Source organism: Sorangium aterium, assembly GCF_028368935.1.
Lineage (GTDB): Bacteria > Myxococcota_A > Polyangia > Polyangiales > Polyangiaceae > Sorangium > Sorangium atrum.
Genome location: NZ_JAQNDK010000003.1, coordinates 304,037 through 324,483, shown reverse-complemented (window position 1 = coordinate 324,483; position 20,447 = coordinate 304,037). Strand labels below are relative to the sequence as shown.

At 71.9% G+C, this 20,447-nt stretch carries 11 protein-coding genes; 7 read left to right on the top strand and 4 right to left on the bottom strand.

Annotated features, from left to right (window positions below; translation table 11 throughout):
* Positions 1–33: 33 nt before the first annotated feature.
* Positions 34–543, bottom strand: a complete 510-nt coding sequence (locus POL72_RS25610; RefSeq protein WP_272098187.1) for a hypothetical protein — start codon at positions 541–543, stop codon at positions 34–36.
* 129 nt (positions 544–672) lie between these two features.
* Between POL72_RS25610 and POL72_RS25605 the strand changes: the two genes are divergently transcribed.
* The 5 genes from POL72_RS25605 (at position 673) to POL72_RS25585 (ending at position 8,579) form a co-directional block, all read left to right on the top strand.
* Entirely contained in the window at positions 673–2,502 is a 1,830-nt protein-coding gene (locus tag POL72_RS25605; protein ID WP_272098186.1) for a peptidylprolyl isomerase, read from the top strand.
* Complete coding sequence (locus tag POL72_RS25600) at positions 2,499–3,794, top strand: M16 family metallopeptidase (RefSeq protein WP_272098185.1); 1,296 nt, start codon at positions 2,499–2,501, stop codon at positions 3,792–3,794. The genes POL72_RS25605 and POL72_RS25600 overlap by 4 nt, the downstream gene beginning before the upstream one ends.
* Before the next feature lie 250 nt (positions 3,795–4,044).
* Complete coding sequence (locus tag POL72_RS25595) at positions 4,045–5,157, top strand: ArsR/SmtB family transcription factor (RefSeq protein WP_272098184.1); 1,113 nt, start codon at positions 4,045–4,047, stop codon at positions 5,155–5,157.
* A complete protein-coding gene (ahcY, locus tag POL72_RS25590) occupies positions 5,147–6,463 on the top strand; it encodes an adenosylhomocysteinase (protein ID WP_272098183.1) in 1,317 nt (438 codons plus the stop codon). Before POL72_RS25595 ends, ahcY begins: the two co-directional genes overlap by 11 nt.
* Positions 6,464–6,509: 46 nt before the next feature.
* Complete coding sequence (locus tag POL72_RS25585) at positions 6,510–8,579, top strand: bifunctional aldolase/short-chain dehydrogenase (RefSeq protein WP_272098182.1); 2,070 nt, start codon at positions 6,510–6,512, stop codon at positions 8,577–8,579.
* Between the two features lie 18 nt (positions 8,580–8,597).
* On the opposite strand, the gene POL72_RS25580 is transcribed toward POL72_RS25585, so the two are convergent.
* Positions 8,598–10,103 (bottom strand): MATE family efflux transporter, encoded by a 1,506-nt coding sequence (locus POL72_RS25580; RefSeq protein WP_272098181.1) that lies wholly within the window; start codon positions 10,101–10,103, stop codon positions 8,598–8,600.
* Between the two features lie 65 nt (positions 10,104–10,168).
* Positions 10,169–13,039, bottom strand: coding sequence for a serine/threonine-protein kinase (locus POL72_RS25575; RefSeq protein WP_272098180.1), 2,871 nt, complete (start codon positions 13,037–13,039; stop codon positions 10,169–10,171).
* Positions 13,040–13,328: 289 nt separating this feature from the next.
* On the opposite strand from POL72_RS25575, the gene POL72_RS25570 reads away from it, so the two are divergent.
* The gene (locus POL72_RS25570) at positions 13,329–13,823 is read left to right on the top strand and encodes a hypothetical protein (RefSeq protein WP_272098179.1); all 495 of its coding nucleotides are present in this window, start codon (positions 13,329–13,331) and stop codon (positions 13,821–13,823) included.
* Positions 13,824–14,233: 410 nt separating this feature from the next.
* Positions 14,234–16,261 carry a DsbA family protein gene (locus POL72_RS25565; RefSeq protein ID WP_272098178.1) on the top strand — a complete coding sequence of 676 codons (2,028 nt, stop codon included), beginning with the start codon at positions 14,234–14,236 and terminating at the stop codon, positions 16,259–16,261.
* A 104-nt stretch (positions 16,262–16,365) separates the two neighbouring features.
* On the opposite strand, the gene POL72_RS25560 is transcribed toward POL72_RS25565, so the two are convergent.
* A complete protein-coding gene (locus POL72_RS25560) occupies positions 16,366–20,418 on the bottom strand; it encodes a GspE/PulE/PilB domain-containing protein (protein WP_272098177.1) in 4,053 nt (1,350 codons plus the stop codon).
* Between the last annotated feature and the right edge of the window lie 29 nt (positions 20,419–20,447).

The window sequence follows — 20,447 nt, the reverse complement described above, 5'->3', positions numbered from 1 at the left end:
GGCGCACGAGGACGCGCCCCCAACAGCGGTCGCTCAGTGCGCGTCTGCGTGGTCGGGCTGGTGACCGGAGCCGTCGCTCGGCTCCTCGAAGACGGAGACGGGCTCGAGCAGGGACAGCTGCTCGCGCTTGATGCCTACGCCCTTGTCGGAGAAGAAGAGGTCGTTCTCCTGAAGCCGCGAACGCACACGGGCGATGAACAGGATAGGCATGCCCGCCTGCGTGTAACCGAGCTGCACCAGCGTGCCCTTCGGCCAGTTGCCGCCGTCGAACGCGAGCTCCTTGCGAAGCGTGTAGAACCCTTCGGCGGGGAGGCGCTGCAGGGAGTCCGCCCACGTCGTGCCCCGGAACGCGACCGCAGGACCGTGGAAGTGCCAGCGGTTGTGAACGTTGTGGTCGGGCGTCGTGACCGTCGGCAGACCGTTGTCCGAGTGGTTGTGGAAGGAAACGAGGGTGCCAGCAGGCACCTTGTCCTCGTGTCCGGGGAGCGGCTTTGTCGTCAGGTAGAGGCCGCAATCGGGGAGCTGTGACTTCGAGCTTGCCATGGCATGAGCCCCTAGCCCCGCTCCCGACCGCCGTAAAGACACGCCGTCGACGCCGTGCTATGCCGCGCCAGGCCAAGGCGGGAGGCCGCTCGAAGAGCGAGCGGCGCACGCCCCGGGAGCGAGCCCTTCGTGAACAGACTGAGCCAAATCTTCGGCGCTGCCATCATCATCGCGATCGCCGTCGTCTTCATCGTCCAGTTCCGCCCGAGCACGGGCCCCGTGCAGTCGGCCGGAAGGACCTGTGCCGTCGAGGTCCGAGGCAGCTGCATCTCCTCGACCGACTTCAACGCGTCCAAGAACCTGCTCGCGATGCGGAGCGTCGACGAAAACCGCCTCCGGGCGATGGGTTACCGGCGGCTCACGGCGGAGGGGCTCTACGAGCGGTGGCTCCTCAATGAGGACGCGAAGCGCCTCGGGATCACCGTCTCGGACGACGAGCTCACGAACGAGCTCGTGTCTGGCAGGGTCCATGTCTCGCTCCCGGCAGACAAGATCCGCCAGGTCGGTTACGCCCTCAGCCTCCGGGAAGACCTCACTCGCTACCTGGACGTCCGCAACCGGCAAACGAAGAAATTCGACAACAAGCAGTACGAGAAGCAAATCCGGAACATCACGAAGATGAGCCCCACCGACTTCCGCGATTACCAGCGGAAGGAGCTCATCGCCGCCCGGATGCGCGACCTCATCCGGGCGCGGGTCCGTGTCGGCGAGAATGAGGCGTTCGAGCAGTTCTCGCGCGAGAAATCCACCAGGACGCTCGCCTACGTGCGCTTCGACCGGCGCTTCTACAGCGACCTCATCGTGGACACGTCGGAGAAGGCGATCCAGGCCTGGGCCGACACCAACAAGGAAGAGCTCGACAAGGCCTGGGAGGGGCGGAAGGCGCAGTATCAGCCCGAGTGCCGCGTCGCCCGAGAGCTCGTGGTCGAGGTGAAGCCCGAGGAGGCCGAGCAGGGGCCGGAGGCGGGCAAGGCGGCCGCGAAGGCGCGGATCGAGGGCGCGGTCCAGCGCCTCAAGAAGGGCGAGAGCTTCGCCGACGTGGCCCGCACCGCGAGCGACGGGCCGAGCGCGGCGCGCGGCGGCGAGCTCGGATGCGTGGCCAAGGGCCGCCTGAGCAAGCCTGTCGAGGACAAGCTCTTCGAGATGAAGGCGGGCGACGTGTCGGACCTCATCGAGACCGAGGACGGCTTCCACGTGATCAAGCTCGAGCAGATCGCGAAGGACGCCGAGGCCGAGAAGATCGGCCGGCAAGAGGCGGCGCGCGACCTCTACATCGCCCACGAGTCGGAGCGGCTCGCGGCCGAGGCCGCGAAGCAGGTGCTCGCCGCCGCCGCGGGCGGCAAGTCGCTGGAGGACGCGCTCGCCGCCTACATGGCCCAGCTCACGCCGGCGAAACCGAAGGAGAAAGCGAGCGAGAAGGCAGGCACCGCGGCGCCGGGCGCGAAGGCGGGCGGCGAGCCCGCCGCGGCGAAGCAGGAAGGGAACAAGGAGGCGGGCGCGAAGGAGGATGGCCAGGCCGATGCCGGGGATGCGCGGGCTCCCTACACGATCGCGAACCACCCGAACCGGCCCACCGTCGAGACGAGCCTGCCGTTCAATGTCTCCGGCTCGCCCATCGCGGACGCGAAGGACAGCACCGAGGCCGCGCGCATCGCCTTCCAGCTCGACAAGCCGGGCGATCTGCCCAAGGACGTCGTGGCGCTGGCGAACGGTTATGCCGTGATCCAGCTCAAGGAGAAGACCTCCGCGAGCCAGGAGCAGTGGGACAAGGACCGCGAGTTCTACACGTCGGCCATGCGCGCCGCGAAGCAGAACGACGCGCTCATCGGGTACGTGCGCCGGCTGAAGTCGACGATCGGCAGCGAGGTGAAGTACGACCAGAACCTCCTGAAGGAGTCCAAGCCTGCCGAGGATGGCTCCGGCGAGCCGCCGCTGCCGCTCGAAGACGAGGGGGAATGACGTCGCTCCCGCTGCGTGACGCGCGCGACGTCGTCCTCCCGAACGGCCTCAAGGTCGTCCTCGTCCCGCAACCGCACGTCCACCGGGCGGTCGCCTCGCTGTACCTGCGCGTCGGCTCACGGTTCGAGAGCCAGCAGAACAACGGAATCTCGCACTTCCTGGAGCACATGGTGTTCCGGGGGACGTCGACGCTGCCGTCCGCGCACGCGCAGGCGCTCGCCTTCGAGCGCCTCGGAGGGACGCTCTACGCGGCGACCCACGTCGACCACGGCGTGATGAGCATCTCCGTGCCGCCGACGAACCTGGAGCCGGTGCTCGCCCTGCTCGGCGAGGTGACCACGTCGCCCCGCTTCACCGCGATCGAGGTCGAGCGCGGCATCGTGCGCGAGGAGATCCTCGAGGACCTCGACGACGAGGGGCGCGACATCGACGCGGACAACAACGCGCGCGCGCTCATGTACGAGCGACACCCGCTCGGGTTCACCATCACGGGCGACATCGCGGCGCTCGATCGGTTCGACGAGCCGATGCTGCGCGCCCACCACGCCCGGCACTACACGACGGCGAACGCGGTGCTCTGCCTGGCGGGTCGGCTCGATCCCGAGGCGTGCGCGCGGGCCGCCGAGCGGCACTTCGGCGCCATGCCGCGCGGCGAGCAGGTGCCCGCCGCGCCGCCGCCCAACGGGCAGAAGAAGCCGAGGTTCCGCTTCATCGAGAACCAGTCGAGCCAGACCGATCTGCGGATCGCGTTCCGGGGCGTGAGCGAGCGCGATCCGCGCGAGCCCGCCGTGGAGATGCTGCTCCGCGTCCTCGACGACGGCATGTCGACGCGGCTGTACGAGCGGATCTGCGATCGGCTGGGCCTCTGCTACGACGTGTCGGGGATGTTCGAGGCCTACGAGGACGACGGGGTCGTCGACATCGCCGCGGGCGTCCAGCACGACCGCGCGACCGTGGTGGTCCGGGAGATCTTCGCGTTGCTCCGCGAGCTCGCCGAGGTCGGCCCGCGCGAGGACGAGCTCGCCAAGGCGCGGGACCGCCACCTCTGGTCGGTGGAGGCGATGCTCGACGACGTCGAGGCGACCGCCGGCTTCCATGGGCTCGCCGCGCTCGCCGACATCACGCGCACCCCGGAGGCGCGGCACGAGGAGCTCGCGCGCGTCAGCGTCGCCGACGTGCGCGACGCCGCGCGCGCGCTGTTCAGGCCGGAGCGCCTGACCGTGGTGGCCGTGGGCCTGCTCCGCTCCTCGGAAGAGGCGAAGCTGGAGAAGGCCGTCCGCTCGTTCGGTTGACCCAGCGCGAGCCAAGAGCCGCGACGCACCACGACAGCGACGATCGCAGAGGAAGCGGAAGGGGCCCGGCAAGGGGGCGGTCGCTGAAGGGCGCCCCCGTGCGCATCGCTCGCCCCTGCTACCTGCCCCGGCGCGCGAGCCGTGGTGCCCGGGCATACGTGTCAGCGGGGGCTTTCGAGGGGAACCGAGCGCGTTCAGGGCCTTGAATAATCTATTTGCATCCATGCGCATCAACACATATGTATGAGCCATGGTCTCGGTCGTAGAGACGCCGGCTCAACCGGAGGAGGCGGTCGCGCGGTGCGAGCTGTACCGGCTGCTGGCGGATCCGGTGCGGGTGCGGCTCCTCGGCCTGGCCGCGGCGGAAGAGCTCGCCGTCGGAGAGCTGGCCGAGCTGCTCCGCGAGGGTCAGCCGAAGATCTCCCGCCACGCGGCCGCGCTCCGCGAGGCGGGGATCCTGCTCGCCCGGCGCCAGGGGACGTGGACGCTGCTCCGCCTGGACCCGCGCGCGACGACCGATCCCGTGGTCGACGACGCCGTGCGCGCGGGCCAGCGCGCGTGCGCGGCGGACGGGACGCTCGCGCGCGTCGAGGAGGTGCTGGCCGCGCGCGACGCCGAGACGCGCGAGTTCTTCGCGCGCGGCGGGCGGCCGTTGCGCCCGGGGCCGCCGTCCGAGCTCGCCGCCTACCTCGCGGCGCTCGCGCCGCTCCTGCCCCATCGGCGGCTGGCGGTCGACGCGGGCACCGGCGACGGGGCGCTGCTCGAGGTGCTGTCGCCCGTCTTCGATCGCGTCGTCGCGCTCGATCGCGCGAGCGCGCAGCTGCAGCTCGCCGGGGAGCGCCTGCGGAGGCGCAGCCTCGAGAACGTCGAGCTGGTGTGCGGCGAGATCGACGGGCCCGAGGTGATCCGGGCCGTGGCGCGCGCGCTCGGCGGCGATCCTCCGGAGGCCGGCGAGGCCCTCTCCGGGGGCGCCGACGTCGTCTTCGCGGCGCGCGTGCTGCACCACGCGCCTCAGCCGGCGAAGGCGATGCGCGCGCTCGTCGAGCTCGCGCGCCCGGCCGCCCAAGGCCGCGGCGACGGCGCTCACGCCCGCGGGGGCGCGGTGTGCGTGCTCGATTACGAGGCGCACCACGATCAGGCCCTCCGGGAGCAGGAGGCGGACATCTGGCTCGGCTTCTCGCCGGGCGACCTCCGAGGCCTCGCCGAGGAGGCCGGGCTCTGCGGCGTCGAGCTCCGGCGGCTGCCGTCCGCATGGCAGGGCGAAGGCCCGGATCGACACCTGGTTTGGCAGCTGCTCGTCGGCTGGCGCGGCGCGCGCACAAGCGCATTCACCGAAAAGGCAAAGGGACACCATGACTGCTGAGAAGAAGCTCTCCTACAAGGTCGCCGACATCACGCTCGCGGACTGGGGTCGCAAGGAGATCCGCATCGCCGAGAAGGAGATGCCCGGGCTGATGGCGCTCAGGGCGGAGTACGGCCCGACGCAGCCGCTCAAGGGCGCGCGCGTCGCCGGCTGCCTCCACATGACGATCCAGACGGCGGTGCTGATCGAGACGCTGGTGGCCCTCGGCGCGGAGGTCACGTGGACGAGCTGCAACATCTACTCGACGCAGGACCACGCGGCGGCGGCGATCGCGGCGGCCGGCATCCCGGTCTTCGCGTGGAAGGGCGAGACCCTCGAGGAGTACGACTGGTGCATCGAGCAGCAGCTCTACGCCTTCAAGGGCGGCAAGGGGCCCAACATGATCCTCGATGACGGCGGCGATCTCACGATCGTCGCCCACGAGAAGCACCCGGAGCTCTTCACCGGCGCCGACCCGATCCGCGGGCTCTCCGAGGAGACGACGACCGGCGTGCACCGGCTCTACGAGATGCACCGCGCGGGCAAGCTGAAGGTGCCCGCGATCAACGTCAACGACTCGGTGACCAAGAGCAAGTTCGACAACCTCTACGGTTGCCGCGAGTCGCTGGGCGACGGGATCAAGCGGGCCACCGACGTGATGTTCGCCGGCAAGGTCGCCGTCGTGTGCGGCTACGGCGACGTCGGCAAGGGGTGCGCGCAGTCGCTGCGCGGCCTGGGGGCGCGCGTGATCATCACCGAGATCGACCCGATCTGCGCGCTGCAGGCGGCGATGGAGGGCTACGAGGTGAAGCGCCTCGAGACCGTCGCCCCGGTCGGCGACATCTTCGTCACGGCGACGGGCTGCGAGAACGTCGTCCGGGCGGAGCACATGCTCGCGATGAAGGACGAGGCGATCCTCTGCAACATCGGGCACTTCGACTCGGAGATCCAGATCGCGTGGCTCGAGAAGAACCCCGAGATCAAGGAGGAGAACATCAAGCCGCAGGTCGATCACTTCATCTTCCCGGACGGCAAGCGGCTGATCGTCCTCGCGCGCGGCCGGCTCGTGAACCTCGGTTGCGCCACCGGCCACCCGTCGTTCGTGATGTCGACCTCGTTCTCCAACCAGGTCCTCGCGCAGATCGCCCTGTGGACCGAGAAGCACACGATCGGCGTCCACCTGCTGCCGAAGAAGCTCGACGAGAAGGTCGCGGCGCTGCACCTGCCGAAGCTCGGGGTCGAGCTGACCCAGCTCACGACGGAGCAGGCGAAGTACCTGGGCGTCCCCGCCGAGGGCCCCTTCAAGGCCGAGAACTACCGCTACTGAGCGGCGGGCTTTCGGCGCCTCCGCCGCTGGGGTAGGCGGCCGATCGATGGATCCTCGCCACAGCAAGGACGAAGCCCAGCGCACCCTCGACACCTACGCCTCGATCTGGGGCGAGGATCTCGCCCTCCGCGTCTACACCTCCCGCCTCCTCGGCGCCGATCCGTCGCTCGTCCTGCACGGCGGCGGGAACACGAGCGTCAAGAGCACGGCCGTCGACCTGCTCGGCGATCGCGTCGAGGTGCTCTTCATCAAGGGCAGCGGGTGGGACCTCGCGACCATCGAGCCGCGCGGCTTCCCGGCGTGCCGCCTCGCGCCGCTCCAGCGCGCGTGCGCGCTCGAGGCGATGACCGACGAGCAGATGGTCGCGCTCCTGCGCGGCCAGATGCTGGATCCGGCGAGCCCGACGCCGTCGGTCGAGGCGCTGCTGCACGCGATCATCCCGGCGAAGTTCGTCGATCACACGCACGCGGACGCGGTGCTCGCGGTCATCGATCAGCCCGGCTCGGCCGAGGTCGTCCAGGCGATCTACGGGGACGGCGCGCTCTTCGTGCCGTACGTGATGCCAGGCTTCGCGCTCGCCCGCCGCGTCGCGGAGCTCGTCCGGGAGCGCCTCGCGCGAGGGGCGCTCCCGTCGCTGATGATCCTCGACAAGCACGGCGTCTTCACGTGGGGAGACACCGCCGAGGAGAGCTACACGCGCATGATCGACGCCGTGACGCGCGCCGAGCACTACATCGAAGAGCGCAGCGTGGTCGTCTCGCACCCCACGGTCGCGGCGGATCCGGACCTCCGGGCCGCCATCGGGCCGGTCGTCCGCGGAGCGCTCGCCCGCGCGTCGGGGCGCCCCTGGGTCTGCACGCTCCGCACCGGCCTGGAGCTGCTCGCGTTCTGCGCGCGCGACGATCTGGCCAGGGTCTCGCAGATCGGCTGCGCCACGCCGGATCACGTCATCCGCACCAAGGCGCGGCCGCTCGTCATCGACGCCCACGCCATCACCGACGCGGCGCGGTTCCGTGCGACCGTCGAGCAGGCCATCGCGAGGTACGTGGCCGAGTACCACGAGTACTTCCGCCGCTCCTGCGCGGCGCGGGGCGTCGTCCGCGATGAGCTCGATCCGTTCCCGCGGGTGCTGCTGTTCCCCGGCGCGGGCGCGCTGTGCGTGGGCGGCTCCCGCGCCGAGGCGGAGATCGTCGCGGACGTCTACGCTCATACCGTCTCCGTGATCGAGGCCGCCGAGGCGCTCGGCGGGTACCAGCCGGTCCCGGAGCTCGACCTGTTCGACATGGAGTACTGGAGCCTCGAGCAGGCGAAGCTGAAGCTCGGGGCGGGCCAGAGGGGCCCGCTCGATCGGCGGATCGCGCTGATCACGGGCGCCGCCTCGGGGATCGGCCACGCGACCGCGGCGACGTTCCTCGCCGCGGGGGCGCACGTGGTGCTGGCCGATCGCGACGAGGAGTCACTCGAGAAGGCAGCCGCCGAGCTCGGGGGCCGCTACCGCGGCCGCTGCATGAAGGTCGCCTGCGACGTGCGCAGCGAGGCGAGCGTGCACCGCGCGTTCGCGCAGAGCGCCGCGCACTTCGGCGGCGTCGATGTCGTCGTCTCGAACGCCGGCCGCGCGTTCTCGGGCTCCCTCCACACGTCCGAGGGGCACGAGGCGCTGTGCGCCTCGCTCGAGCTGAACCTGCTCGGCCACCAGAACGTCGCCCGCGCGGCGGCGCGGGTGCTGCTCGCGCAGGGCTCAGGCGGCGCGATCCTGTTCAACGCCTCGAAGAGCGCGTTCAACCAGGGGCCCGACTTCGGCCCCTACGGCGTCGCCAAGGCGGCGCTCGTCTCGCTCATGCGCCAGTACGCCGTGGACCTCGGACCTCAGGGCATCCGGGCCAACGCCGTGAACGCCGACCGGATCCGCACCGCGCTCTTCGGCGCCGGCTTGCTGGAGGCGCGCGCCCGCGCCCGCAACGTCTCGGTCGACGATTACTTCCGCGACAACCTGCTCCGGCGCGAGACCACCGCGGCCGACGTGGCGCAGGCGTTCCTCTACCTCGCGACGGCCGAGGCCACGACGGGCTGCGTCGTGACCGTCGACGGCGGGAACGCCGCCGCTTTCCCCCGCTGAGCCGGTCGGCTCAGCGCCCTACGCGTTCGCGCCGCCGCCGCCCTCGCCGAGCGCGGCCCCGTCGAGGGGCTTATGGGCGTCGAGCCGGATCTTCTTCCAGTCCCCCGAGCGGAACTTCCACACCATGGTCGCGGCGAGGAGGACCACGTAGGCGACGCCGGCGCCCCAGATGCCCATCAGGCCGAAGCCGAGCGTGATGCCGAGCAGCCACGCCAGCGGGACGAGGCAGGTGAAGTGCAGGATGAGCTCGACGACCATCACGAACAGCGTGTTGCCCGCGCCGAAGAGCGCCTGCGTCAGGATCATGCCGACCGCGACGAGCGGCGTGCAGATGCCCATGACCTGCAGCGGCCGGAGCGCCGCGGCCTGGACGAGCTCGCTGCTGCTGGCGAACGCGAGGATCTGCCGCGCGAAGATCGCCTCGAGCAGGCCGACGACCCCGAAGATCGCGAGCCCCAGCCGGACGCTGGTCCAGCCGAAGCGCGCGGCCTTGTCGCCGTCCTTCTCGCCGAGCGACTGCGCGACCAGCGTCGCCGTCGACGTGCCGAAGGCGAGGCAGGCGGTGAACGTGAGCTTCAGGATCCCGACGATCACCGTGGTGGCGGCGCCGTACACCGGCTCCGCGCGGCCGCCGGGACAGAGCGGCGAGACAACGCCCGCCGGCGCGACCTGGTCGAGCTTGCTGGCGATCGCGTAGAAGAGGGCGAAGCCCGTCATGATCGCGACGGTGGCGACGGCGCTCGGGATCGACAGCCTGAGGATGGACCAGACGAGCGGGGCCGAGAGCTTGCTCGTGGCGAACGGGCGATAGCGGCGCCGGTACGCCGGCAGGAGCGCGTACGCGAGCATGATCGCGAGGCCGACGTAGGTCGAGATGAAGCCGGCCATGCCCGCGCCGGCGATGCCGTACTTCGGGATGCCGAGCGAGGCGTTGCCGAAGATGAGCAGGAGGCAGAGCACGATGTTCAGCCCGTTCATCGCGAGGGCCGAGACCAGGTGGATGTGCGTCTTGCCGATCCCGTCGAAGAACGCCTTCAGCGCGAACGTCGCCGCCATCGACGTCACGCCGAGCAGGCGCCAGCCGAGGTAGTCGAGCGCCGCATGCCGCGCGTCCGGCACCTTGATGATGACGGACAGGATGTACGGCATCGTCAGGTACCCGATCGCGGAGAACACGACGCCGGCGACGATCGCGAAGAACAGGGCGTTCGCGAGGACAGCGCCGGCGTCCCCGGGGCGATTCTCGGCGAAGCGGCGCGCCGTGAACGCCTGCGTGCCGACCGAGATCGCGCTGAGCGAGCCGCCGAACAGCCAGAGGACGATCAGCGACGGCAAGAGCGCCGCGTGCGCGTTCGAGGACTCGGGGCACGGCAGGTGCGCGAAGAAGACGATGTCGACCTCGTTGACGATGCTCTGGGTGAGCATCGCCGCCACGGTCGGCAGCGCGAGCCGCAGGATCGCGCGATGGGGTGGCCCCGACGTAACGGCGTTCGAACCCGGCGCGGACAGGGCGATCTGAGCCATCGCAGGCTGCGCGGTATACAACGCCGCAGCCCACGCGCGAGCGAAATGCGCCGCGCGACGCGGGGCTACTCCGCTTTCGCGACCCGGGACCGCCGCTTGTGACGGCGCCGCTTCGCTTCGCCGCGATCCTCGTGCGCGTCTTTCGCCGCCGTGTCAGCCTCGCCACGCGCGGGTGTCGGCGCGGCCGACTCGCGCGCCGCGGACGAGGACGATCGCTCGCGCGCCTTCTGCTCGCGCTTCGCAACCTCGCGGGAGGCGCGATCCGCCGCGCCGCGCGCCGCAGGTTTGGCGGCCTTGGGCGCCGGTGCGCGCGCGGCCGTCGCCGAGGCGCGCCGGGCGGGCTCGTCCCTCGCCGGTGGCTTCGCCGCGTCGCTCTTCGCGATGGCGGCCTGCGCATGCGGCACCACCGCCGCGGGCAGCGCGGCTCCCTCTCGGGGCGCGGCGGCATCAGCTCCGGCGGCGGACACAGCGGCGAGGGTCGAAGGCGTGGCGCTCCCCTGCCCTGCCGCGCCAGGCCCTGGCGCGCTGGCCGCTGCGAGAGCTGCCGCGGCGGACGCCGGCGCGTAGGAAGCTGCCGCGAGCGACGGCGCATCCGCGGCTGCCGCCGGCGCATCCGCAGCGACTGCCGGCGCCTCTGCGGCTGCCGCCGGCGCATCCGCAGCGACTGCCGGCGCCTCCGCAGCGATTGCCGGCGCGCCGGGCGCAGCGGGCTGCGCCTCGTCGCCCGACGCCGCGGTCGCCTCGCCCGCGGCGCCGACGAGCGCAGCGACCGCGGGGACGCTGGCCACCAGCTCGCGCCCCTTGCCGACCACCAGCACGCCCGCGAGCGTCATCGCGGCGGCCACCGCGGCGAACCCCAGCGCGCGGCGGCGGGTGCGCGCGCGCGCGGGCTGCCCCAGCGCATCCAGGATGGCCTTTCGCATCTCGGCGGCGCTCTGGAAGCGGACGCTCGGATGACGGGCCAGCGCGCGCATCACCAGATCGTCGACGAAGGTCGGGATCTGCCGGGTCGGCGCGCGCTCGCGGAGGCGCTCGGGGCTGCCCTTGATCTTCGCGTCGATCAGCGCGACGAGGCTGTGCTCGACGAACGGCAGGCGCCCCGTGAGCATCTCGTAGAGGACGCAGCCTAGCGCGTAGAGATCGGCGCGGCCGTCGATGCGCCCCGACGCGGCCTGCTCGGGGGCCATGTACTCGGGCGTCCCGACGATCGCGACCGCGGCCCGGGCCGGCCCTTCGCCGGCGCCCGTCTCGTCCGCGACGCCGTCGGCCTCGCCGCGATCCTCGGAGAGGCGCTTCGCGAGCCCGAAATCGAGCAGCTTCAGGCCGGCGTCCGCGAGGGAGAGCGCCCCCTCGGCGGCGCGCGGGCGCGTCATGAACAGGTTCTCGGGCTTGATGTCCCTGTGAACGAGCCCCTCGGCGTGCGCGAGCTCGAGCGCGCTCAGCACCTTGGCGGCCATCGCGAGCGCGTCCCTCCAGTCGATCGCGCCGCCGCGGACGAGCAGGGCGTCGAGCGTCTCGCCCTCCAGGAGGTCCATGGCGCAGAACAGCCGGCCATCCGCGGCCATGCCGAAATCGTGGACCTTCACGAGGTGCTCGTGGGAGAGGCGCGAGAGGACGCGCGCCTCGCGCCGGAAGCGGCTCGCGACCACGTCGGTCGCCGAGTGCTCCGCGGAGACGACCTTGAGCGCCACGCGGCGCCCCAGATCGACGTGCTCCGCCTCGTGGACGGTGCTGCTCGCGCCCGTCCCGATCTCGCGCAGCAGCCGGTAGCGCGTCCCGGGCAGCGTGCCGTCGTCCACGCGCTCGGCGGAGGCCATGGCCTCCGCGCGCGGGCTCACCGGCGTCACGGCCGTGGCGCGGTGGGCCTTGGCGGCGGCGACGAGGGCCGCGAACTCGCTGCGCGAGCGCCCCGGCTCGCCGGGGAACAGGCGCTGCATCAGGTGCGCGGCCCGCGCGCGCACGCCGCGTTCGCCGCCGGGCAGGGCGACCGCCGCCCCGAGGAGCGCGGCGAGGTCGCGCGCGGCGGCGCGGCTCGACGGGTAGCGGGCGTCGCGGTCGAAGGCCGTGAGCCGCCCGATGGCGGCGTCGAGCGCCGATGGAGCCCCGAGCGACAGCGCGATCGGCGGCGGGTCGTTCTGGTTGCGCGCGACCGCGGCCATGTGCGCCTGCGCGTCGCCCTGCAGGAACCGGCGCCCCGCGCACAGCTCCCAGAGCATGATCCCGAGCGCATAGAGATCGACCCGCGCGTCGCCCGGATCGCCGTTGGCGACCTCCGGCGCGACGTAGCCCGGCTTCGCGAAGACGACGCCCGCGACCGTGTGGCAGCGCCGGTTCTGCCCGCGGGCGGTGCCGAAGTCGATGATCTTCACGTCACCGGCGAAGCCGAGCATCACGTTCTGCGGCGACAGATCGCGGTGGACGATGGCGAGCGCGGCGCCCGACGGGTCCCTGCGCTCGTGCACGTGGGCGAGCGCCTCCGCGATCATCGTCGCGATCGCGACCGCCTCCGCCCAGTCGAAGCGGTGCCCGAGCTGCACCGCGCGGGCGCGGACCTCGCCGAGGCTCCGGCCCTCGACGTGCTCGACCACCGCGTAAGGCTCCCCCGTCGCCGGGTCGACGTCCGCCTCGATGACCTGCGCGACGCCGGAGTGCTGGAGCTGCGCCTGCACCCGCGCTTCGTCGAGGAAGCGGGCGATGTAGCTCGGATCGGACGCGTGCTCGCGGCGGATGATCTTCACGACGACGGGGCGCTCGGCCCCTTCCAGCCCGGTCGTGGAGGCGAGGAACACCTCCCCCATGCCTCCCCGGGCGATGCGCCGCAGGAGCACGTAACGACCGAGCGGCCGGGGAACATCGTCCGCAGCGAAGCCGCTCTTGTTGGGCTCATGCGAGGGCGGAGGAACCGGGCGAGGCACGGTCGCGGAGGAGTTCGCCATGAAGCGAACCTACCGGATGTAGGACAAGGTGGGCCAAGTTCGCGCGGATCGCCGCACAACCCTGAAACCGGCCGTGCTCCTGCTGGCGCGGGCTGCTCGAACCACCGGTTCGACACAGGGGCTCTCCAACTTATCCACAGGGTTATCCACACCCTGTCGACAAGTGGCGTCCTCCGGGCGGTACCCTGGAGAAGCGTCGGGCTCCGTCCAGGAAGGCCCGGAGTGCCGCGTTCCCTCGGGGATCCGGGCCATTGCTCTCCCTGCACGCCTCGGCTAATCCTTGCGAGGGATGTCGCGACACGCTGTCCAGCGCCTGATGACCGTGCTGACGTTCGCGTTGGCGCTGGTCCTGCCGCTGAAAGCGCGCGCTGCGATCATCCCGGTGTGCGAGGACGACCGGATGACGATCGTCGCCCCGCCGGACGAGCCGTCGTGCACCGTCTTGACCAGCGTCGACGATGCGACGGGCGAGACGAGGGACGCGCCCATCTGTGATCCCCGCGGAGCCTCCGCCGTCGCTCCGCCCCGCACCCTCCCGATCACCGACGCGCGGATCGACGCGGCGCCAGGCTGCGCCGGGCTCGATGGCGGGCCGATGGTGGGGCCGAACTCGCGACACCCAGGTCCTGTGAGCGAGCTCGCCAGCGCTCCGCACCAGGCGCTGCTCCTTCCGGAGCTCGTCCTCCCTCCCCCGTGCGCGCCCGTCTCGCTCTTCTCGTTCGGGGCGGTCTCGGGAGGACCGCGTCCCGGCGTCGCGCAGGGCGTCTACCACCCGCCTCGATGAGGCGAGCTCGCCGGCAGCCCGCACGCGATCGCGCCGCTCGGTCTCTCGGAGACCGCTCCAGGCGCGAGGGCGGTGCTGCCGCGAGATCCGGAGCGCTTGCCGGTCTGACCCGAGCCTCCTAGGCGCCGGTCCGGTCCCACGTCGCGCAGGCTCGCCCTCTCGAGGGCGACGTGCCAGCCGCGCTCGAGGCCGGGCGCAGGCGCCGGCGTGAGGGGTCGAGAGCGGCTCTGGCGCTCCGCCGGGGGCTGCGCTGTGGGCACGCGGCGGCGGCTCCCTTGGCCCGGGGTGGCGCGCCGCCCCGGGAGCTCACGATTGGCGATCTTGTCGCGGGCGCTGCACCCGGTGCCGCACCCGCGTTGAAGGAGGGGCCCGCCTGGCGGAGCCCCACCCACGTTGAGAGAGGAAACATCATGAACAAGGGAACAGCCATCGTCGGCTTTCTTCTCTGCTTCATCGCAGGGATGGGGCTGATGTGGAGCATCGATCGGAGCGCCGGCTCGCGCGGCCATGAGATCTCGGCCGCCGTCGAAGACGGTCAGCCGTGGACCGACGAGGACGCGGCGATCCCGGTGTCGTCGAAGGACCCCCTGTGGGGCACGCGGGCGGCGCCGGTGACGATGGTCGTCTTCAGCGATTTCGAGTGTCCGTTCTGCAGCAAGGTCGAGACGACGATCAGCCAGCTCAAGGACAAGTACGGCCCCGAGAAGCTGCGCATCATCTGGAAGAACAACCCGCTCCCCTTCCACAAGAACGCGCGCCCGGCGGCGCTCGCGGCCGAGACCGTGTTCCGCCTCGGCGGCTCGAAGGCGTTCTGGAAGTTCCACGAGCTCGCCTTCCAGAACCAGAAGAGCCTCTCGCCCGAGAGCTTCGAGAAGTGGGCCGGCGACGCCGGCGTCGACAGGGCGAAGTTCAAGGCGGCGTTCGATCGGCAGGAGTACATGGCCAAGATCGACGCCGACATGGCGGTCGGCAAGACCTCGGGCGTCACCGGCACGCCCGCGTCGATCATCAACGGCGTGTTCCTGAGCGGCGCTCAGCCGATCGACAAGTTCACGTCCGTCATCGACGAGCAGCTCAAGGCCGCGCAGGCGGCGGTCGCCTCCGGGACGAAGCCCGACAAGGTGTACGCCAAGCTCGCCGCGGAGAACAAGGCGAAGGCGCCGCCCCAGAAGGACCGCGAGCGCCCGCAGGAGGACGACAAGACCGTCTGGAAGGTGCCCGTCGGCGAGGCGCCGGCGAAGGGTCCGGCCACCGCGCTGGTCACCATCGTTGAGTGGTCCGACTTCCAGTGCCCCTTCTGCAGCAAGGTCGTCCCGACGATCGACGAGATCGTCAAGACCTACGGGGACAAGGTCCGGTTCGTCTGGAAGAACAACCCGCTCCCGTTCCACCAGCGCGCGGAGCCCGCGGCTGAGCTCGCCATGGAGGCCCGCGCGCAGAAGGGCGACAAGGGCTTCTGGGACGCGTACGACCTGCTCTGGAAGAACCAGCAGAAGCTCAACGACGAGGACCTGCTCGGCTACGCCAAGGAGCTCGGGCTCGACGTCGAGAAGGTGAAGGCCGCGATCGCCACCAAGAAGCACGGCGCGTCCATCGCCGCCGATCAGGAGCTCGCGGACGACCTGCAGGCGTCCGGGACCCCGCACTTCTTCATCAACGGCCGCCGGCTCGTCGGCGCGCAGCCGATCGACAAGTTCAAGGCGATCATCGACGAGGAGCTGAAGAAGTCCGAGGCGCTGCTCGCCAAGGGCGTCGCCGCGAAGGACCTCTACGCCGAGATCATCAAGGACGGCAAGGAGCCGCCGCCGCCCGAGCGCAAGGAGGTCTCCGCGCCGCCGCCGAACAGCCCGTGGAAGGGCGGCGAGAAGGCCAAGGTCGTGATGCAGGTCTTCTCGGACTTCGAGTGCCCGTTCTGCAAGCGCGTCGAGGACACGGTCTCCCAGATCTCGAAGACCTACGGCGACAAGCTGAAGATCGTGTGGCGCCACCGGCCGCTGCCGATGCACAAGAACGCGCCGCTCGCGTCCGAGGCCGCGCAGGAGGCGTACGCGCAGAAGGGCAACGCCGGGTTCTGGGCGTACCACGAGGAGCTCTTCAAGAACCAGGGGCAGCCGGACGGCCTCGCGCGCGCCTCGCTCGAGAAGTACGCCGAGGAGCAGGGCCTCGACCTGACGAAGTTCAAGAAGGCGCTCGACGCGAACACCCACAAGGCGTTCGTGGACTCCGAGAGCGCCGTCGCGGACAAGGCGGGCATCAGCGGGACGCCGGCGTTCGTCGTGAACGGCTACTTCATCAGCGGCGCCCAGCCGTTCTCGAAGTTCAAGAAGCTCATCGACAAGGCCATGAAGGAGGCCGGCGAGACCGCGCCCGCCGGGCTGCCCGTCAAGAAGCCGGCGCCCGCCGCGCAGCCGGCCGCCGCCCCCGCCACCCCGAAGTGAACCGCCGCCGCGCGGTTCGCTCTCTCCCTTCCCCTTCCCTTCCCTGAAGCCCACCCGACGGGCGGCTCCCGCTGAGCGGTTGAGCCGCCCGCCCCCCTGCAGCCTCAGCCGGTGGTGCGGAACCGCGAGCGCCCCTCGGAGATCCACCACGCGCGGTAGCGCTCCTGGGCGGCCTCCCGCTCCTGCCGCGGCAGGTCCTCGTAGTAGCCGAAGTACTCCTTGGTGATGCCCTTCAGCTCGTCGATCGCCGCGCGGCGGATGGCAGGCTTCTCGTGCGTGAGCGCGTCGATGATCCACTCGATGCGATGGCGCTCGCCGTTCCTCGACCACCACGACAGCCACCTGCGCGCGTCTCGGCCGAGATCGTCCCGCGTGATGACGATCAGCGCCCGCGCCGCCGCCTCGACGATCGCCTCGTGAGGATCGGTGAGCGCGCTGATGAGCGCCGGCACGCTGGCTCCGGAGCGGATCTCGGTCATCGTCTCGATGGCCGCGAGCCGTCGCGCGGACGATTCCTCGCGATCGCGCGCGATGTGATCGAGCCCCTGCAGGATCGGGCCGCCCGCAGGCGGCGCCGCGATCAGCGAGGCGGCCGACTGGATCGCGATCCGCCGCACGGCGATGCTGTCGTCGAAGAGCCGTGGGAGCAGCGCGTTGGCGGCCTCCGGGTACGGCAGCTCGCCGAGCACGTGCGTGGCCCACAGGCGCACCTCGGGATCGGGCGAGGCGCTCCGCACGGTCATGAAGGGGAGCGCCGGCCGCCGCATCGCGACGATGAGCTCGAGCAGCGGCCCGCACTGGGAGGCGGGGGGCGCGGTGGCGACGATCGCGGCGCCCTCCGGTCCGGCCAGCTGCTCACGAAAGCGCTGACGGTCGACCCGGAGCGGACCGGGAAACCGCGCGGCGACGATCGAGATCGCCGTGTCGGCGTTCCGCACGAGCTCGGCGAACGCCCTCGCGCCGGACTCGCCGCCCGCGAGGACGTGTTGAAGGAGCGAGCTGTACTCTGCGCGCAGGTCGCCGGCCGGCGACTGCGAGGCCGCGGCGCGGCGCTCGGACGGGGGCCTCGCGTACGACGTGGCGGTCTCGACGGCGACAGGCGTGCGGCGGCGCCACGAGGGGCGCCCCGCTGCCGGCGCCGGTCCGAGCTCCCGGTGCTCCTCTGCACCCGGCGTGATCGAGCTGTCGAGCATCCACGGAGGCCGTGAGTACCGCTTCGTCCGCGCCTCTTCCGGCTCGCCGAGATCGAGGTCCTCCGACGCCGAGGGGACCGGCGCCGCGGGGATCTCGAGGTCGGGGATCTCGTCGATGATCGCCGGCGCGGACGACGTTGCGGCGCGCGACGCAGGCAGCGGCGTGACCGCCGGCATCATCGGCGCTGTGACCGCCGGCATCATCGGCGGCGTGATCGCCGGCATCATCGGCGCCGTGACGGCCGTGCCCGACACGACGTCCGCGTCCACCTCGAGGCCCGACCGGAACTGCGGCTCGGAGCCGAGGCGTTGTGCGTGCAGCGTCGGGGCCGGCGGGATGGTCGAGCTGAAGGCCATCGCGTGCGCGACACCTTCTTCCGGCGGCACGGACTCGGCCTCCACGCCGGTGCCGCGAAGGCCGAAGGCACGCGCGACGGCATCGATCCCCGAAGCGCCGTCCTCCGTCGTCCAGCCGCCCTGCGGCCGCACGGCTCGCGGCGCGACGTCCGAGGGGTCGGCGGGCGGGGGCTCTCCCGCGTCGCGATCTGCATCCGCCGCGGGCAGCTGCGCTCCTGCGGCGGCGACGTGCGAGCCGTGCGCGTCCGAGCGGACCATGCTGCTCAGCTCCATGAGCGCGGCGCGGGTGCGCAGGGACAGCGGTCCCTCGATGGCCTGTTCGCCCAGCGGCGCAGCAGCGTCCTCTGGAGGCGCAGCAGCGCCCTCCGAAGGTCCGGCGGCGGCGTCCTCCGGAGGCGCAGGTGCGGGATGCAGCGGCGCGGGCGCCTTCTGCGGAGGCGTGGCGGCATCGTGGGGCGCCGGGCCGTCGCTTTGCTGGGCACCACCGCTGCGGTTCAGCTTCTTCCGCAGGATGAGCCGCTCCAGCACCGTCGCCGCGATGCCGGCGAGCGCGATGAGGTCTCCGATGCTCGAGAGCTCGACCGAGGTGGCGCCGTCGTCACCGTAGACGAGCGCGACGACGCGGCCGCGCACGACGATCGGGACGACCGCCACAGCGGCCGCATGGACCTTCCTGCCGAGCTCGCGCTGGAGCTCGGCGTCAGGAGCGCTGCCGGCAATCGCGGTGACGAGCGGCGCGCGGAGCGCGCGCGCCCTGGCGAGGGCGCTCGGACGTTCGAAGGGCACGGTGATCTTCGTGACGCGCTCACGCTCGGCGCCTGGACCTGAAGCGTTGCGGCCCTCGGCGCGCTCGCCGTGCACCGTGAACAGGACCGTGTACTCGAAGTACTGTTGAGCGAAGTCGAAGAGGACCGCGAGCACCTCTTCGCTCGAGCCGACGGCGGCGAGCGCCTGCTCGGCCATGGCCAGCGTGAAGGGGCCCTTACGCCTCTGCGCAGCGGGCGCAGACCGTCCCGCCTCTCGCATGGAGACCTTCGCCGCTGGCGTGATCGAGGAGAGCTCGCGTCGCTCGGCCGGAGGCGCCTCGGGGACCGGCGCCTCGGGGACCGGCGCCTCGGGTGTCGGTACTGCGGGTAGCGGCAACGGTGCCGACGCCGTCGGCGCGGATCCGTCCGGCCGCTGCTGCAGCGCCGAGGCGGCTTGCGGCAGCGGCTCTCGCTGAGGCCGGTGTGCCGCAGAGGCCCGCTTCAGCCAGCCCGTCAGGAGCTGAGTACCTGGCGCCGGCGAACGCGCGCCGGAGAGCGCCGACGCCGGCGAGGCCGCTGCTTTCGGAGCCGACTCCGGGATTTCGACGGGCGGCCCCGGCGCTTCCACGCGCGGCGACGTGTGCACGGCGTCCGATGGCGCCAGCGGCGAGAGGTGCGGCGCGAGCTGCTCGGAGCGCGGCGTCGGCACTGCCGGCTCGATCGCCGGTTCTTCCTGCAGCGCAGCGGCCTGGCCGGTGGGCGCGGCCGCCTCATCACGAGCTGGCGCGGCGCGCTTCGAAGCGACCGCCTCGACCCGAGGCATGTGCGCCTCGGGATAGCGGAGCGCGGACAGATCGAGCGGATACGCAGCGACGACCGTCGGCTCGTCATCCATCTCGTGGAGCGGCGGCTTCCTCGGCGTGGGCACCGCCTCGTTGAGCGCGACGTCCGCGACGACCGTGTCCTCGTCGTAGATCGAGGTCAGCGATTCGACCGTCGGAGCATCCTCGATGCTGTGCCGCCGCTGCTGGGTCTCAGCAGCCTCCTCGGGCTCCTCGACGCTGGCCGGCGAAGACGCGTCGACTCCTGGAGGCGACGTGGGGCGAGCGCCTGCCGGTGAATCCGCATCGGCGCCAGGGGGCGAGGCCGCAGCGACCTCGACCGGGCGGGCCGCGACGACCTCGGCAGGAGGCGTCGTGTCGACCCGCGCGGACGAGGTGGCGTCGACCGCTGCGCGTGGAGCCGCGTCGGCGCCCGCGGGTGAGGCGGGCGCCGACGCCGCCGGCGGGACCGCTGCGGTGACCGCTGGCCCAGGCCCGTTCGACTGGTTCGGCTCGTCGGGGCTCGGCTCGGCGCGCGCGTCGAGCTGCTTCACGAGCCGCGACAACCGCCGCTCCAGGGCCACGCCGTAGTGCTCGGCGAGCGCCTGGCGGATGCGCACCAGCGGCGCGGCGAGCTGCCGCAGGCTGACCCCCAGCGCGAAGCTCAGCTCCTCCGCCACGGGCAACGCGAGGGGCTCCGCCGTGGCGATGACGAGCGTCGCTTCGCGCTGCGCGGCTCCCGCCCCTGCCACGTCGAGGCCTCCGCGTACGTCGAGGGGGAACACGCGGTGCTGGACCGCGAGATCGACCGGGATCGTCCGGAGCACCTCGGGCGACGCGGGCCGCAATCGGCCCACGGCGGGCGGGAGCCCGAGGCTCTCTGCGAGCAGCGCCGTGAGCTCCCGCTCACGCACCGCCCCCAGCTCCAGCACATTCGTGGCGAGGTCGCCGCCGTGGAGCACTTGGCGGGCGATCGCCTCTTCGACCACCCGCATCGAGGTAACCCCATGCTGCACGAGGAGAGAGCTCAGCGTCGGCATCGAGGCGCATTCATCGGTGGGCGGTGGAA